Annotated in this window: 9 protein-coding genes, 2 tRNA genes and 2 rRNA genes; 4 read left to right on the top strand and 9 right to left on the bottom strand. The window is 43.0% G+C overall.

What is annotated here, in order from left to right:
* Positions 1 to 47 precede the first annotated feature (47 nt).
* Positions 48 to 1,022 carry a hypothetical protein gene (locus AC0KVP_RS15745; RefSeq protein ID WP_004692891.1) on the bottom strand — a complete coding sequence of 325 codons (975 nt, stop codon included), beginning with the start codon at positions 1,020 to 1,022 and terminating at the stop codon, positions 48 to 50.
* 166 nt (positions 1,023 to 1,188) lie between these two features.
* Positions 1,189 to 3,096, bottom strand: coding sequence for a choice-of-anchor I family protein (locus tag AC0KVP_RS15750; protein WP_183174244.1), 1,908 nt, complete (start codon positions 3,094 to 3,096; stop codon positions 1,189 to 1,191).
* Positions 3,097 to 3,256: 160 nt separating this feature from the next.
* Between AC0KVP_RS15750 and mdtD the strand changes: the two genes are divergently transcribed.
* The 4 genes from mdtD (at position 3,257) to AC0KVP_RS15770 (ending at position 7,626) form a co-directional block, all read left to right on the top strand.
* Positions 3,257 to 4,651: a multidrug transporter subunit MdtD gene (gene mdtD / locus AC0KVP_RS15755; RefSeq protein WP_159127013.1), complete on the top strand. Its 1,395-nt coding sequence runs from the start codon at positions 3,257 to 3,259 to the stop codon at positions 4,649 to 4,651.
* A 98-nt stretch (positions 4,652 to 4,749) separates the two neighbouring features.
* Complete coding sequence (locus AC0KVP_RS15760; protein ID WP_373863446.1) at positions 4,750 to 5,535, top strand: glycoside hydrolase family 25 protein; 786 nt, start codon at positions 4,750 to 4,752, stop codon at positions 5,533 to 5,535.
* Positions 5,536 to 5,669: 134 nt separating this feature from the next.
* Positions 5,670 to 6,731, top strand: coding sequence for a DNA polymerase IV (gene dinB, locus AC0KVP_RS15765; protein ID WP_473337802.1), 1,062 nt, complete (start codon positions 5,670 to 5,672; stop codon positions 6,729 to 6,731).
* A 538-nt stretch (positions 6,732 to 7,269) separates the two neighbouring features.
* The gene (locus AC0KVP_RS15770; protein ID WP_004692897.1) at positions 7,270 to 7,626 is read left to right on the top strand and encodes a RidA family protein; all 357 of its coding nucleotides are present in this window, start codon (positions 7,270 to 7,272) and stop codon (positions 7,624 to 7,626) included.
* A gap of 60 nt (positions 7,627 to 7,686) precedes the next feature.
* Here the strand turns inward: AC0KVP_RS15770 and AC0KVP_RS15775 are convergent, their stop codons facing one another.
* From AC0KVP_RS15775 to AC0KVP_RS15805, 7 genes are all read right to left on the bottom strand, one after another.
* On the bottom strand, positions 7,687 to 8,229 hold the full coding sequence (locus AC0KVP_RS15775; RefSeq protein ID WP_473337807.1) for a DUF2726 domain-containing protein: 543 nt from the start codon (positions 8,227 to 8,229) through the stop codon (positions 7,687 to 7,689).
* A 384-nt stretch (positions 8,230 to 8,613) separates the two neighbouring features.
* A complete protein-coding gene (locus AC0KVP_RS15780; protein ID WP_183174247.1) occupies positions 8,614 to 11,019 on the bottom strand; it encodes a YgiQ family radical SAM protein in 2,406 nt (801 codons plus the stop codon).
* A 499-nt stretch (positions 11,020 to 11,518) separates the two neighbouring features.
* Positions 11,519 to 12,811 (bottom strand): M20/M25/M40 family metallo-hydrolase, encoded by a 1,293-nt coding sequence (locus tag AC0KVP_RS15785; protein WP_473337810.1) that lies wholly within the window; start codon positions 12,809 to 12,811, stop codon positions 11,519 to 11,521.
* Between the two features lie 243 nt (positions 12,812 to 13,054).
* Positions 13,055 to 13,169, bottom strand: a 5S ribosomal RNA gene (gene rrf / locus AC0KVP_RS15790).
* Between the two features lie 179 nt (positions 13,170 to 13,348).
* Positions 13,349 to 16,242 (bottom strand): 23S ribosomal RNA (locus AC0KVP_RS15795).
* A gap of 435 nt (positions 16,243 to 16,677) precedes the next feature.
* Positions 16,678 to 16,753 (bottom strand) — tRNA-Ala (locus tag AC0KVP_RS15800).
* Between the two features lie 68 nt (positions 16,754 to 16,821).
* Positions 16,822 to 16,898, bottom strand: a tRNA-Ile gene (locus AC0KVP_RS15805).
* Between the last annotated feature and the right edge of the window lie 20 nt (positions 16,899 to 16,918).

A 16,918-nucleotide genomic window follows, 5' to 3' on the forward strand; every position in this document is an offset into this window, starting at 1 on the left:
ATGCCATAAAAAAGCGAGCCTAGAGCTCGCTTTTTTAACATGTGCGTTTATTGCCCATAATGGGTGACAAAGTTATAGAACCACGGCAGTGTGGTCGCCAGAATCACGGACATGGCTAAACCAAACATCAATTTCATCGCATCTTTACTGACGTTACGCGAAGTGCGATGTTTGTTCACTTCATCAAAAATCATCGACATTGCAAACTCACGACCTGCAAGTAAACCTAAGAATACCCATGTGGTACTCATTGGAATATTGCTCCACTCTTTGAAGACCAACAAAATGAGGGCATACATAAAGTCAATAATAGTCGCTGCACGAATATCAGTAACACCTGTTTTGGTATCAACAATCTTCTGAATCGCACCACCACGTTGGTACAAAATCACCGCCAACAACACCACAAAGACCGTGATGGCAAACAGTAAAAATGAAAACGGCACTTGACGGGGTACATAGACAAATATATTGGCCAAATCTTGAATCAGCCACTGACTCCACAGAAAAGCCGTAGAGACCCACTGTAGCCCAATCCAAATATGCGATGGTTCTTGATTACGGGTTTTTGCAAAATACTTCGCGACTTGGCGCATCACAAAACGATAGACAATAATCGCAACTACAAAGGCCACCGCATAGCCCATCATCGATTTCACCATCATCGAGCCTAAACTTGCAGGCGAGAAAATGGTTAAAACCAAGAAAGTGGTACTGACGGGAATTCCGTATTTGGTTAAAAATAACAGCAAAATCGGTGGCACAATATAGAGCCACGTGACCCCACCCTCAGGAAAAGGGATCGTTTCTAAACGACCATATGATGCATCCCCCACACCGGATGCATACCAACCATAAATCAACACCACCACCAAAATGGTGCTGATAAAGAGCCAAAGCACCCACCATGGACGATGTGCATTGGATGAAATAAACGTACCTAATGTCTGTGGCACATCATTTCCGACGATAGAATAAGCGGCTAAACAGAAGCCTATCACCATCAAAATTTCGATTGTCATAAAACCAACCTTTTGAATAATTTATTCCAAGACAGTGCCCTTGGATGTTTGCCAAAGATTATGACGGTTTTATTTCATTTTCATGACATCCCTGTCATATATTTTTTGTAGCGCCATAAAAAAAGAGCACCGTAGTGCTCTTTTTTCAAATTCAAAACTCAGTTTTTTAATTGAGTTTGACTTCATAAACCGCTGTACTACCACTGACTTCATTTCCCACCACCAACAGCGGGTGACCATTGGGTGAATTCTTCGCCGCGATGAAAATCAAACCTTCTGGGCCTAAGTCACCTTGCTTCGTGACTTCTGTTTCATTGGTATTGCGATGGTTCAGATACTGAACAAATTTAGCCTGATTCGGGTTGCTAATGTCATACACCATGATGCCACTGGCACGCTCAAGTCCAATAAAGGCAAAGGTCTTTTCACCAATTTTACCCAATGTCACGCCTTCAGGTTCAGGGCCTTTATTGTCACTACGGTCATCAAATTTAAATGCTTCATGATTGCTATTAAATTGATTGGGAAACAACTCCGCAATTTTTCGCTCAAACTCACTCCCCGAGTCCCATACAATCTGCTTGGTTTCAGGGTCGACAATACTTACCGAACGGCCACCATAGGCATATAATTTGTCATAAGTCAGACGACCATTTTCATCTAGCTTTGGCAGACCTGTTAGTGGATCTTTTTGATAACCTTGCGTCCAACTAATGGTCAAACGTCCAATTTGTGAATCTTTAATTAAATTATCCGCGCAGACTTCTGTTGCGTCAGCCGTTTGACAAGGTTTAAACACCTCTGGGTTTAATTTTGCCCCTTTCACGCTCGGTGCAAGCTGACGTAAATGCGCGGCATAATCGCCTTTGGCATCAAAACCTGCTTTTTTAAACAAATGTTTAATGCGTATCTCTTCAGCATAACCAGCATTTAAGTCCCCGCCTTCAAAGTATTTGGTTGCATCCCTTAGCCATTCACGGGCATCCCCCTCATTGGCCGTGACCAAATAGGTTTTACCGTTGGCTTGATATTGTGCAATGGCATCGGGCATATACATGCCATATAGCCCCGGCCAAGAGCGAATATTAATCATGCCTGCATCTTTTGCACATTCTGTAATACTACGTCCCAAAGAGTCTTGACCAATAGCACAGTCACGGTCACTTCCATCCAAGGCATTTTCAGGCAAGCTATGGTCCTTATAGCCCATCGGAAAAAGATCAACAAATTGATTTTTTTCTAGGTCTAAAACCCCAATCGCATTATTTTCCTGCAAACTGACCCATGCTTTTTTACCATCAGCACTGACTGCGATGTACTCAGGCTCTAGGTCTTGTGCAACTGTGGTCGTTTGAATACCTGCGGTCGCTACATTTGGGTATTGACTGATGTCTGGGCCAAAAATACGAATGCCTGCATCTAATAAGTCTTGTTTACGGTCATTCCATGTGTGGAAGCCCGCAATGATTGCTGTTGGTTTTTGAATATCTGAAATATCAATAATACTGACCGAACCTTCGGGATCGACTTGATACCCTTCATTCGGTTCCGCTTCATTCGCTACCAGTACTTTTCGACCATCAGGCGTGAAGGTCAACATATCTGGCAAAGCTCCCACGTTGACTTGACTGATAAAAGAGAGATCCTGTGCTTTAAAAAAAGCCACAATACCGGTTTGGGTTTTATCCTCAGCCTGAACAGCAAGCGCCACGATGCCATTATGCACCGCGACACTATTCACCTCGGAATTGGCTAAATAAGTTTTGGCATCCAAAGATTGGATATATGTCGGTTGCGCTGGTTGGGAAAAATCTAAAACATCGACCATGCCTTTTTGTGCATTCACCACGAACAGACGCTTACTCGCAGCATCATAGGCAGGGATTTCAGCTGCACTCTGTCCAAATATCCCCGACTCATAACTTGCAAGATGAACCAGTTCAATACTATTCGGCGTGGCTTCCTCTACCACAGGCGGTGATGTGATGGTTTGCGCATCATCGCTGTCATTACACCCCGCTAAGCCCAACCCCATGCATGCTAAAAAGACAGCACTATATGTTTTATTCATCATGATCTAAATATAGGTTCAAATTTAACCAAAGTATGACGTACGCGTTGCAAACACATGACGTAGAGATGTCAATTTGATGGCATGTGATAAATGCACATTCGCAACAACAGTCCAACTTAAATTAAGCTAAACTGTTTAAAAATTTCACTTTGTTGTATCTATGAACCAAACGCCGACCCATCAAGCACTCGCTCCTGAGTACCGTCTTTTGGTACTTCTGGTTTCGATTGGCTTTTTTATGCAAGGCTTAGATACCACCATTGTGAATACCGCTCTACCGGCTATGGCAGCCAGTTTGAATGAAGACCCGCTGCAAATGCATAGCGTGGTGGTGGCCTATGTGCTTGCCGTTGCTGCCTGTATTCCCTTGAGTGGCTGGCTCGCCGACCGTTTTGGGGTGCGCAATACCTATTTCAGTGCCATTATCATTTTTACCCTTGCCTCGCTGGGCTGTGGCTTTTCTGAAAGCTTAAATGAGTTATTGTTCTATCGCGTATTACAAGGCATAGGTGGTGCATTATTGCTCCCTGTTGGCCGTTTAGCCATGCTCAAAGTCATTCCGCGGACGCAGTTCTTATCGGCCATGAGTTTAATGAGTCTCGCGGGACTGATTGGTCCACTGATTGGTCCGACACTCGGGGGCTGGTTAGTCGAAGTCAGTACATGGCATTGGATTTTCCTGATTAACCTCCCCATGGGGCTGTTAGGTGTCCTGATTAGCTTTAAAGCCATGCCGAATGTCACCGAGCAGAATGTACCGCGTTTTGACTTTTGGGGTTTTATCCTGCTGGTGATCACCATGGCAGGACTATCTCTAGGGATTGAAAATTTTGCCAGTCCGCACCTGACTTTATGGTGGAGTATGGGGCTGATTGTGCTGAGCTTAGTAACTGCGCTTTGGTATGCCTATCATGCACATACGCATCAAAATGCGCTATTTCGCAGTAAACTGTTTCGTAACCGCATTTATGCCGTGGGTATTTTAGGTAACTTCTTTGCTCGCCTCGGTGGCAATGCTATGCCCTTTTTGATGCCACTCATGCTGCAAGTGGCTTTCGGCTTTGAACCTTTTGTGACAGGGCTTTTGATGATTCCGACCGTGCTGGGTTCACTGGCATCTAAACCCATCATTCGTCACTTGATTCAGCGCTTCGGTTATCGCCACGTGCTTTTGGTTAACACCTTATTGGTCGGCGCATGTATCGCCAGTTTTGCCCTCAATACCGCAGACACCCCAACCTGGCTGCGGGCACTGCATTTCTTTGTTTTTGGCATGCTGAACTCCCTGCAATTTGTGTCTATGAATACCCTCACGCTGAAAGATTTACCGCAACAAGATGCCAGCAGTGGCAACAGTTTCTTGTCAATGATCATGATGGTGTCGATGAGTATTGGCGTGGCTCTGGCAGGTACTTTGGTCAATGTCTTTACGGCATATTTGGGCACAGATCATATCGTCATGGCATTCCATAACACCTTAATTGTTTTGGGCTGTATTAACCTGATTACCGCAGCCATTTTCTGGCACATCCCTAAAGATACCGTGGATGAATAACAGATACAAAGTGCTGCCATTCACTGACCATAATCATCATGGTCAGTTCCGCAAATTCGAGCTATGATGATGAGCTAAAAACCAATACCTGCAAAAGCATGTCCGCAAGAAAGAAAGTTTCCACGCCGTCAAAAACCTCATACCCCTATTACATACTTGCCTGTGTAGTGATGCTATGTGTCGGACTGGGAATCACCTATTTTTTCTTGCAGAACAATGTCGCATCTGCCCAAGAGTATCCGGTAAAAGGCTTTGATGTGTCTCATCATCAGGGTGACATCCAATGGCAATCCATTTCTCCCCAAGAGTTTAAATTCGTCTATTTAAAAGCCACTGAAGGGGGTGATTTCAAAGACCGTAAATTTCAGGACAATTGGCTCAAAGCCCGTGAACAAGGCTTTTTGGTCGGAGCCTATCATTTTTATCGTTTATGCCGTGATGGCCAGATTCAGGCCCAGAACTTTATCGAAACTGTACCGAAGAAAACCGATAGTTTGCCACCTGTGATTGATTTGGAATATGACAGCACCTGTATCAACACCTACACCAGAGAACAGCTACTCAAAGAAATTCAGGTCATGCACGACCAACTCTATCAACACTATGGTTTGCAACCCATTTTTTATACCTCTAAAGCATTTTATAATATTGTTTTGGTCGATGAATTTAAACAAACTCCCCTTTGGATTCGTGAATATCAAGGCCAGCCTGAGCTCAAAGGCAATCCGAAATGGACCTTTTGGCAACACACCAGCCAAGGTCAAATTAAAGGCATACCAACCTTGGTAGATCTCAATGTATTTCAAGGCTCAGAGCAAGATTGGATCAGCTTTTTAGAGCGCCAAGGGCTTTATCAACTGCCACAAAACTTACCAATCAAGTAAGCAGTTCCAAGCTCAGCATTGAAATTCAAATACTAAAATACCAAGTCAAACTATGTCGCTTATGCCGCATGTAGAACTACGCAATCGATCTGAATAGTGCAATACTGGCTTAGGTTTCAATATTAAAATTCAGCATGCGAAAAATCATTCACATCGACATGGATGCCTTCTATGCCTCGGTGGAGTTACTTGATCGTCCCGACTTAAAGCATTTACCTGTGGTGATTTCTTCACACCACCCTCGTGCCGTCATTGCAGCTGCATCCTACCCTGCACGTCGCTATGGACTCCGCTCTGCAATGTCGATGACTCAAGCCAAAAAACGCTGTCCTCAAGTGGTGGTGATTGAACCTAATTTCTCTAAATATCGTGCGGTCTCAGCGCAAATTCATACAATTTTTCAGCGTTATACCACACTCATTGAACCGCTTTCCTTAGATGAAGCTTATTTAGATGTGACGGGAAATTTACAACAACTGGCCAGCGCCACAGAAGTTGCTGAACGCATCCGCGCTGATATTTTTCAGAGCACAGGACTGACCGCCTCTGCGGGTGTTGCACCGAATAAGTTTCTAGCCAAAGTTGCTTCGGACTGGAATAAACCCAATGGTATCTGCGTGATTAAACCCTCACAAGTTCAGCAGTTTATTCAGCACTTGCCGCTTAAAAAAATCCCCGGAGTGGGTAAAGTCATGCAAGAAAAATTACATGCGCTCAAACTTGAAACTTTAGGTGATTTACAGCATGTGGATGAAAATATCCTGATTCATCATTTTGGCAAGTATGGAAAACAGCTCTATCTATATGCACAAGGGATTGATGAGCGTCCTGTACAAGCGGAACGAGAACGTCAGCAAATTTCAAAAGAAACCACTTTTGATGATGATTTAACTATTGAACAGTGTCTCCCATTTTGGCCCAAGTTGATTGCACAAGTCTGGCAAAGCTTAGAGAAAAAGCAACTGTATGCCCGCGGTGTCACCGTCAAACTGAAACTGAAAAACTTTCAAACCCTACAGCACAGTAAAAGCTTCAAAACGCCATTAAAGCATCAAACTGAACTGCAAATGACCTTAGATATCTTACTCAAAGAAATGCAAATCACACAGGATCAACAATTTCGTCTTATCGGTGTTGGGGTCTATGCACTTTCGACTCAAGAGCCTTTACCCCAGCTCTCTTTGTGGTCGGACTGATTGCTCAATCAGTCATTTTTTAACCAAAAGAACAAAAATAATGCAATTTAGCATTCACAAACTGTGTTTTTAGAGTACTCTAATGACGCGCTGCATTTATCCATGTAACCGCTGAGATGCTAAAACTTACCTTTACTTTTAGCATACGTCCTGTGATTGGCGTGACGATCAAATCCGAAGATTACAGGACATCTCTGATATTTATATGGTATTCCTCCCTATATTGCAGAACAGTGCTCTACCATCAAAACAATTTACTCCTCCAAAAAATACTTTTATAAAGCCTGTAAAAGATTTCCCTATTGATCCTGTTCCTTCATCTTTTGTAATTCCCACGTCGATATATTGATATCAACTATCCATTTATCTCCCTCTGTTCACTTTACCTACAGAAATAGATTTGATCCTTCACGCTGTAAAATTCTGCATCTGATTGAAAGCCAACATCGTAGCCATCTGTCATACATGAGTTTGTGGTAGGCTATTGAACTACTTTTTATGTTCTATTTTTATACTCATCACACAGGATGCATACATTATGACGGTTCAACGTTTGCATGTCTCAAATCGTTTTTCTGAAGTTGCGATTGCTGGCAACCTCGTTCATTTGGCAGGTCAACTGGCGTCTGACTTTGATCTCGATATTAAAGGTCAAACCCAACAAACATTCGACATGATTGACCAATTTTTAGCTGATGCAGGCACAGATAAAAGTCATATTTTATCGGTGACGATTTATTTAAAAGACATTGAAAATGACTATGCAGCGTTCAATGAAGTTTGGGATGCTTGGGTTGCAGACATTGATGCCTTACCCCGTACCTGTGTTGAAGCTAAACTTTATGATCCACGAGTATTGGTAGAGTTAACCGTTGTTGCAGTGAAACCTGCATAAAAATACACGCATCATAAAAACATGAGTTTTCATGTTTTTATGATGCGTGCTGAGATTCAATTAGCCAATCAGACGTAATTTTCGAGTTTGTGCAGCATTATAGTAATCATATTTTTTGGCCACACGCGTATCTTTAGTCAAACGCGATGAGGCATAGAGATCGCCATAAAAATCTTCACGTAACTGATGATAGTCAGGCACTTCTTCATAACGAATCACTTTATAGCCAGCCATATCGAGGATCGCATCCTGAAACTGTGCCTTTTGTGGACGTTTCAGTGAAAGCGGATCTTCTAAAGCAACCACTGCCAAAACTTGTTGTGCACTATCCACAATGACAAAATCGGCCACCAAATTGCGGTATTTGTTTCGTGTACGCGAAAACTTTGTCGTGAGTAAGGCATCATAAGATACATGTGCCAGCACAGTATGATGCGGTAAAATTTCTTTCAAACGAGTATAAGTCAGTTGCTCATGCATACTAAAAATAGCACGTTGTCTTAATGCACTATCTTGCTGCTTGGTCTTAGGAATCAACGCTTTACTCGCTAAAACCATGACCAGTATCAACAACACACTAGCAATTACCATATAAGTTGTCATATTTGCATCCTTTTCATCTTTATTATAATTTTCGGTATCACACCGATTTTTATCCGGTCAGTATAACCTGCTGACCATTTCCCCAAACCACGCAATAAAAAAACTCAAGCTAAAATCAAACAAACGCTGATAAAACTAAACAATTTTTTGCAATGTCATCCGTTGTAACACGTTTTGTTTTAATCCGAATGAAATTTTGGCTCTTTAGCCTATCTACACTGTAATAGAGTGATTCATTCACGTGCAATATGATTCTTCGGATTGACCCAATTTTCCCGACGGATGGCAGAAAAGCCAACCTCTGAGCTAATTTTCTGACGCAATAAAGAAAGATTGATCACAAAAAAAAGGATGCCGTAGCATCCTTTTTATATTCAATTGCGATTAAGCACGTGACTTAGACTTCGGTTTTGATTTTGAATGTCCAAATGGCTTCTTGGCATCACCTGTTTCACGCGGCGGCAAACCTGTATGTTGCGTTAAAATCTGACCACGTTCAGGACGCTTCTTGGTATTCGATGGACGAGATTGATTTTTCGCTTGTTGGTTACGGCTATCACCATTACGTTTTTGCGAATCACCATCCACGGTTGAGTTTTTCTTCCGCGCAGACTGATACTGACCTTCTGTCCCTTGCGGTTGATAGGTTGGAATCAAATGCTGTTTCGAGTTACCAATCAAGTCTTGGCGGCCCATTTCTTTTAAAGCTTCACGTAATAATGGCCAATTGTTTGGATCATGATAACGCAAGAATGCTTTGTGCAAACGACGACGCTTCTCACCTTTCACAATATCCACATCTTCAGTATATCGCGCCACTTTAGCTAATGGGTTTTTACCCGTGTGATACATGGTGGTCGCGGTTGCCATTGGCGATGGATAGAAAGTCTGTACCTGATCGGCACGGAAACCATTCTTTTTCAACCAAATTGCCAAATTCATCATGTCATATTCGGTCGTACCTGGATGCGCTGCGATAAAGTACGGAATTAAATATTGCTCTTTACCTGCTTCCTTACTGAAACGATCAAACATTTGCTTGAAACGATCATAGGTCCCGATGCCCGGTTTCATCATCTTAGACAATGGGCCTTTTTCGGTATGTTCAGGCGCAATTTTTAAATAACCACCAACATGATGCTGTACCAATTCTTTGACATATTCAGGGTTTAACACCGCCAAGTCATAGCGCAAGCCTGAACCAATCAGAATCTTTTTAATGCCTTTAATGGCACGTGCTTTACGATATAGCTGCGTTAAAGGTGCATGATCGGTATGTAGGTTTTGACACACACCCGGATAAACACAGGATGGTTTACGACAGTTCTTTTCAATTTCAGGGTCTTTACAGTGCAAACGATACATGTTTGCAGTTGGGCCACCTAAGTCAGAAATGATGCCGGTAAAACCCGGTGCAGTATCACGAATCTTTTCAACTTCACGTAAAATTGATTCTTCTGAACGGTTTTGAATGATGCGCCCTTCATGTTCTGTAATCGAACAGAAAGTACAACCACCAAAACAACCACGCATGATGTTCACAGAGAACTTAATCATGTCAAATGCAGGGAAACGGGCATCGCCATAGACAGGATGCGGTAGACGTGCATAAGGTAAATCAAATACATAATCCATTTCTTCCGTCGTTAACGGAATCGGTGGAGCATTTAACCAAACATCACGCTCGCCATGCTTTTGTACCAAAGCACGCGCATTTCCCGGATTGGTTTCAAGGTGCAAAATACGGTTGGCATGTGCATATAAAACAGGATCATCTGCCACTGCTTCAAATGCTGGCAAACGAATCACAGCCAGCTCACGTGGCGGTAATTTATGTTTAATTGCCTTTGAAGATGGCTGTAACTGCACAATGTGTGTATCAGGATCGAGTTTATCCCCTTCACGAACAATTTGATTCGTCACAATTTCTTTTTGGAAATTTTGGTATTGGGTTAAAGAATTACCCTTATCTTTTTCAATTTCACAGCCATCTAAATCTTCAGTCATCACATAAGGATTGATGATCGGATCAACACGGCCAATGGCATCCACATCATTCGATGCGATTTCAACAAACTTGGCTTTAGATGGACGGTTTAATTTATTCACGATAAATGCCGTGCCACGAACATCGGTAATTTCGTGAATTTTTTCGCCTTTGGCTAAGCGATGCATCACTTCAGTAATTGAACGCTCACCATTACCATACATCAAAAGATCGGCTTTTGAGTCCATCAACACTGAACGACGGACTTTGTCTGACCAATAGTCATAATGTGCAATACGACGTAAAGACGCTTCTATTCCACCTAACAATACAGGTACATCTGGAAATGCTTCACGCACACGTTGGCAATATACGGTTGCTGCACGGTCTGGACGTTTATTGGGTAAATTATCTGGCGAATAGGCATCATCAGAACGGATTTTACGATCAGCCGTATAACGGTTGATCATCGAATCCATATTCCCAGCAGTCACACCCCAAGCGATATTTGGCTTACCCAAAACGCGGAATGCTTCAACATTCGTCCAATCAGGTTGGGCAATGATCCCGACACGGAAGCCTTGTGCTTCTAACGTACGGCCAATAATACCCGAACAAAATGATGGATGGTCGATATACGCATCACCACAGACCAAAATAAAGTCACAACTATCCCAACCGAGTTGGTCCATTTCCTCGCGCGACATCGGCAAAAATGGCGCAGGTTCAAAACATGACGCCCAATATTTGTCGTAATCAAACAACGCTTTAGGCGCGGTCTGCATAGTATAAGCAGTAGACATGGCTAGCAATTCTCGGCTGGCAGATGAAAGATCTCAAATAAAGATCAAAGATGAAAGCCGATCATTTTACCATGAATTACATTCAGCTTGCTTGGTTAAAAAAGCATCATATACAGTACGTTATCATTTATTTTTTTGTGCAAACGTAATTTCGAAGTTTTCATTTAAAAAGAAACAATTTGACAGCTAAGAGCCAAAAAGCTGGCCCTTCATTCCTTAAAGAATAAAGACCAATGTCCAGTCACTTAGGACATTAGAGACTGGACTGAAACTCAACAGATTTAGCTGAATTATGCAGCAAAGAATGAAAAAAGTACATCAACTATAGCTATGTCGATCTCTCAAAATATCCCTCACTTTATGGCATTTTTATTTAATATCTTAGCCATTTTCTTATAAGATTCTAATAGTTAGATTAATGAAAGATGCTGCTAAAAATAAACACCATCTTTCATCATGTAAAAACTCAAATCAGTTCAGTTCTTTCATACCAACTTTATTATTTTTGAGCAGTCGATAAATCCATAATCAACTTTGTCGCTAAATATAAACGCGGCACAATACTTTCGACTAAAATATATTCAGCATTATTCGAATGTGCACCATCACCAGATAAGCCCATGCCTTCTAAAATCGCTGCTTTCGAATTTAAGCCAGCAAATGCAGCATCCGTACCACCACCTGTTGCTTCAGCTAAGACCTTCATTGGTAAATTAAAATCAGTTTTATAAATAAGCTGCGCTTGTTCAGCCAATTTTTTTGCCTGCGGATTTGCCATTAAAGGTGGGCGACGCATTTCAAACTTTAACTTAACTTCACTGTCAGCTAACTTTTTACGTTTAATCCTTTCCTGTAATACACGTTCCACTTGCTGAAAATCTTTAACTTGCAAGGCACGAACATCTGCTTGTGCAGTTGCAAGGTCTGGAATCACGTTACGCACTTTACCTGCACTCGCCACAGTCCAGTTTAATTTCAACCCCGTTTTAGGATTCGATAAATCTTGTAACTGTAAGATTTGATGTGATAATTCTGTTAGTGCATTTATGCCTGCTTCAGGCTTAACCCCTGCATGTGCAGATTTCCCTTGAACCTCTAAATACGCTGCACCAATCCCACTGGTGGCTAAACGTAAACTGCCGTCTTTACCACCACCCTCAAATGACAAAATCACATCTTGGTCTTGTGCAGTTTCAGTAATCAGTTTGCGTGAACCTGGTGAACTGATTTCCTCATCGGAGTTGAGTAAGACTGTGATCGTGCCATAATCTTGATAATTCAACTTTTTCAAAAGATCAAGCGTATGAATAATCGCAGCAACCCCCTGTTTATCATCTAAAATTCCAAGACCAAAAACTTTATCCCCTTCCATTTTAAAAGGTTGGTCTTTCAACATTCCTGTTAAATACACCGTATCCATATGAGCAATTAGCATAATTTTACTGCTGCCTTTCCCCTTCAAAACAGCTTTTACCATTGGACCAGTCTGTTGGGGCGTATCATCCATACGATATATATCTTTAGCTTCTACAATACTGACCTCAGCACCTGTCATTTTTAATTGTTCGGCGACATATTTAGCGATCTTATTCACGCCGACAAAATCTTTACTCCCCGACTCAATATTGACTAAAGCCTCTAGAGTATTTAAATAATTCTTTTTTTCTGATTCAACCAGTTGTTTGACCTGATCATTAGATACAGCATGTACTTGCCCAAAAGCCAAACAGCTCAACAACGCACATGAAATTAAAGGAAGTTTTTTCAGTTGATATTGAATTTTATTAGGCATACTCATTATTCCATTTAAAGATATTGCTAACAAACTATGAACATTTGATCGACTATCCAATATTTTTAAAAATCTAAAAATAAAAATGTTAGATAGATTAAATGTCATGATCGATAAATAAGTAAATCAGTATGTAGAAACCAATCCTAAACCTCAATTAGACGATTGATTCGTTTATTTTTTAATCTTCCTTGCATAAAAAAATCCCCCTCTGCATTAAGCGGAGGGGGATTTGAATTAATGAGCTGGCGATGACTTACTCTCACATGGATAACTCCACACTACCATCAGCGCTAAGAGGTTTCACTTCTGAGTTCGGGAAGGGATCAGGTGGTTCACTCTTGCTATTGTCGCCAGCACAACTGTTTATGACTATTCGTTTGGTCTTATTTACACATTGTGTATGCCTAACTTTCATCAAATGAGTTATTAACAGAATATCTGAGTTAATTTAATTTGCACATTGTACTTAGCTTTATAACTAAATCAAGTTGTTTGCAGTGATTTGAACCACAACACCAACTGTTTGGGTGTTGTATAGTCAAGCCTCACGAGCAATTAGTATTGGTCAGCTTCACATATCACTATGCTTCCACATCCAACCTATCAACGTCGTAGTCTTCAACGGCTCTTTAGAGGACATAAAGTCCTAGGGAAATCTTATCTTGAGGTAGGCTTCCCGCTTAGATGCTTTCAGCGGTTATCCCTTCCGAACATAGCTACCCGGCGATGCGACTGGCGTCACAACCGGTACACCAGAGGTTCGTCCACTCTGGTCCTCTCGTACTAGGAGCAGATCCTCTCAAATTTCCAACGCCCACGGTAGATAGGGACCGAACTGTCTCACGACGTTCTAAACCCAGCTCGCGTACCTCTTTAAATGGCGAACAGCCATACCCTTGGGACCTGCTTCAGCCCCAGGATGAGATGAGCCGACATCGAGGTGCCAAACACCGCCGTCGATATGAACTCTTGGGCGGTATCAGCCTGTTATCCCCAGAGTACCTTTTATCCGTTGAGCGATGGCCCTTCCATACAGAACCACCGGATCACTAAGACCTACTTTCGTACCTGCTCGACTTGTGGGTCTCGCAGTTAAGCGCGCTTTTGCCTTTATACTCTACGCGTGATTTCCGACCACGCTGAGCGCACCTTCGTACTCCTCCGTTACTCTTTAGGAGGAGACCGCCCCAGTCAAACTACCCACCAGACATGGTCCTCGTCCCGGATAACGGGACAGAGTTAGAACCTCAATATTACCAGGGTGGTATTTCAAGATTGGCTCCACCGAAACTAGCGTCTCGGTTTCAAAGCCTCCCACCTATCCTACACAAGTAAGATCAAAGTTCAATGTCAAGCTGCAGTAAAGGTTCACGGGGTCTTTCCGTCTAGCCGCGGGTACACCGCATCTTCACGGCGAATTCGATTTCACTGAGTCTCTGCTGGAGACAGCGCCCCCATCATTATGCCATTCGTGCAGGTCGGAACTTACCCGACAAGGAATTTCGCTACCTTAGGACCGTTATAGTTACGGCCGCCGTTTACTGGGGCTTCGATCAAGAGCTTCGCTTACGCTAACCCCATCAATTAACCTTCCAGCACCGGGCAGGCATCACACCCTATACGTCCACTTTCGTGTTTGCAGAGTGCTATGTTTTTAATAAACAGTTGCAGGGGCCTGGTTTCTGTGGCTGCCAATAGCTCAAGGAGTAAATCCTATCACCGTCGGCAGCGTACCTTCTCCCGAAGTTACGGTACCATTTTGCCTAGTTCCTTCAGCAGAGTTCTCTCAAGCGCTTTGGTCTACTCGACCTGACCACCTGTGTCGGTTTCGGGTACGATTCCTATGTAACTGAAGCTTAGAGACTTTTCCTGGAAGCATGGTATCAGCCACTTCACTGTACAAGTACAGCTTGCTATCAGTTCTCAGCATAGAGTACCCCGGATTTGCCTAAGATACATGCCTACAACCTTCCACCTGGACAACCAACGCCAGGCTGACTTAACCTTCTCCGTCCTCTCATCGCATTACATAGAAGTATTGGAATATTAACCAATTTCCCATCGACTACGCCTCTCGGCCTCGCCTTAGGGGTCGACTCACCCAGCCCCGATTAACGTTGGACTGGAACCCTTGGTCTTTCAGCGTGCGAGTTTTTCACTCGCATTGTCGTTACTCACGTCAGCATTCGCACTTCTGATACCTCCAGCATACTTCTCAATACACCTTCATCGGCTTACAGAACGCTCCCCTACCACTTGCAATAAATTGCAAATCCGCAGCTTCGGCATATAGTTTTAGCCCCGTTACATCTTCCGCGCAGGCCGACTCGACTAGTGAGCTATTACGCTTTCTTTAAAGGGTGGCTGCTTCTAAGCCAACCTCCTAGCTGTCTATGCCTTCCCACATCGTTTCCCACTTAACTATAATTTTGGGGCCTTAGCTGGCGGTCTGGATTGTTTTCCTCTTGACTACGGACGTTAGCACCCGCAGTCTGTCTCCCGGATAGTACTCATTGGTATTCGGAGTTTGCATCGGTTTGGTAAGTCGGGATGACCCCCTAGCCGAAACAGTGCTCTACCCCCAATGGTATTCGTCCGAGGCGCTACCTAAATAGCTTTCGGGGAGAACCAGCTATCACCGAGTTTGATTAGCCTTTCACCCCTATCCACAAGTCATCCCCTGGCTTTTCAACGACAGTGGGTTCGGTCCTCCAGTTAGTGTTACCCAACCTTCAACCTGCTCATGGATAGATCACCCGGTTTCGGGTCTACACCCAGCAACTAAACGCCCTATTAAGACTCGATTTCTCTACGGCTCCCCTATGCGGTTAACCTCGCTACTGAATGTAAGTCGCTGACCCATTATACAAAAGGTACGCAGTCACCGAACAAGTCGGCTCCCACTGCTTGTATGCATGCGGTTTCAGGATCTATTTCACTCCCCTCACAGGGGTTCTTTTCGCCTTTCCCTCACGGTACTGGTTCACTATCGGTCAGTCAGGAGTATTTAGCCTTGGAGGATGGTCCCCCCATATTCAGACAAGGTTTCACGTGCCCCGCCCTACTCGACATCATCATATAAGCCCTTTCGTGTACAGGACTATCACCCACTATGGTTGCACTTCCCAGAGCATTCCACTAGAACTTATATGACTTAATGGGCTTTTCCCCGTTCGCTCGCCGCTACTGAGGGAATCTCAATTGATTTCTTTTCCTAAGGGTACTGAGATGTTTCACTTCCCCTCGTTCGCCTCGTATGACTATGTATTCATCATACGATACCTGCCTTATGACAGGTGGGTTTCCCCATTCAGAAATCTCCGGATCACAGGATATTTGCCGCCTCCCCGGAGCTTATCGCAGGCTATTACGTCTTTCATCGCCTCTGACTGCCAAGGCATCCACCACATGCACTTAATTACTTGACTATACAACCCCAAACAGTCGTAGCACCTACAAGTAGTACTAGGACAGATCGATTGCTCGATCATACAGTTTGTTGTTCTGTGTACTTAAACACTGTACAGCTTCAATTCAATTCACATACCAAAACGCTTGATTCAGTTAATTTCGCTAGTAACTCATTTCTTCAACCTTCATCAATCAGTAATAAATCACTGTTAATGTCGATCTTAAAAACGAGTATGAACAAATTATTTCAACTCAAATATATTCTGTTAATGATTTTTCCAGCCTTCGTCAGGTCAGGAAACTGTGATAAATCACAGAAGTTAATAAGCTTTAACTTACTAAGTTCTGTAATCCAACTTCTTAGATTAAGCTTCGTTCCATGTGTGCCTGCGCACAGCATAGCTGTTTGCTTAAATTCTCGGACAAAGCGCTGCTTTGTTTTTCCTCGAATTTGGTGGAGACTAGGAGAGTCGAACTCCTGACCTCCTGCGTGCAAAGCAGGCGCTCTACCAACTAAGCTAAGTCCCCAGCTTATCAATAAGTCAATGTCTCTGTTTTTCTGTATTCAGCATTGAACAATGCTTGTTAGTCAGATTTGGTGGGTCTGACAAGACTTGAACTTGTGACCCCACGCTTATCAAGCGTGTGCTCTAACCAACTGAGCTACAGACCCTCAGATACATCGTCATGAAG

The organism is Acinetobacter sp. DL27, assembly GCF_055810995.1.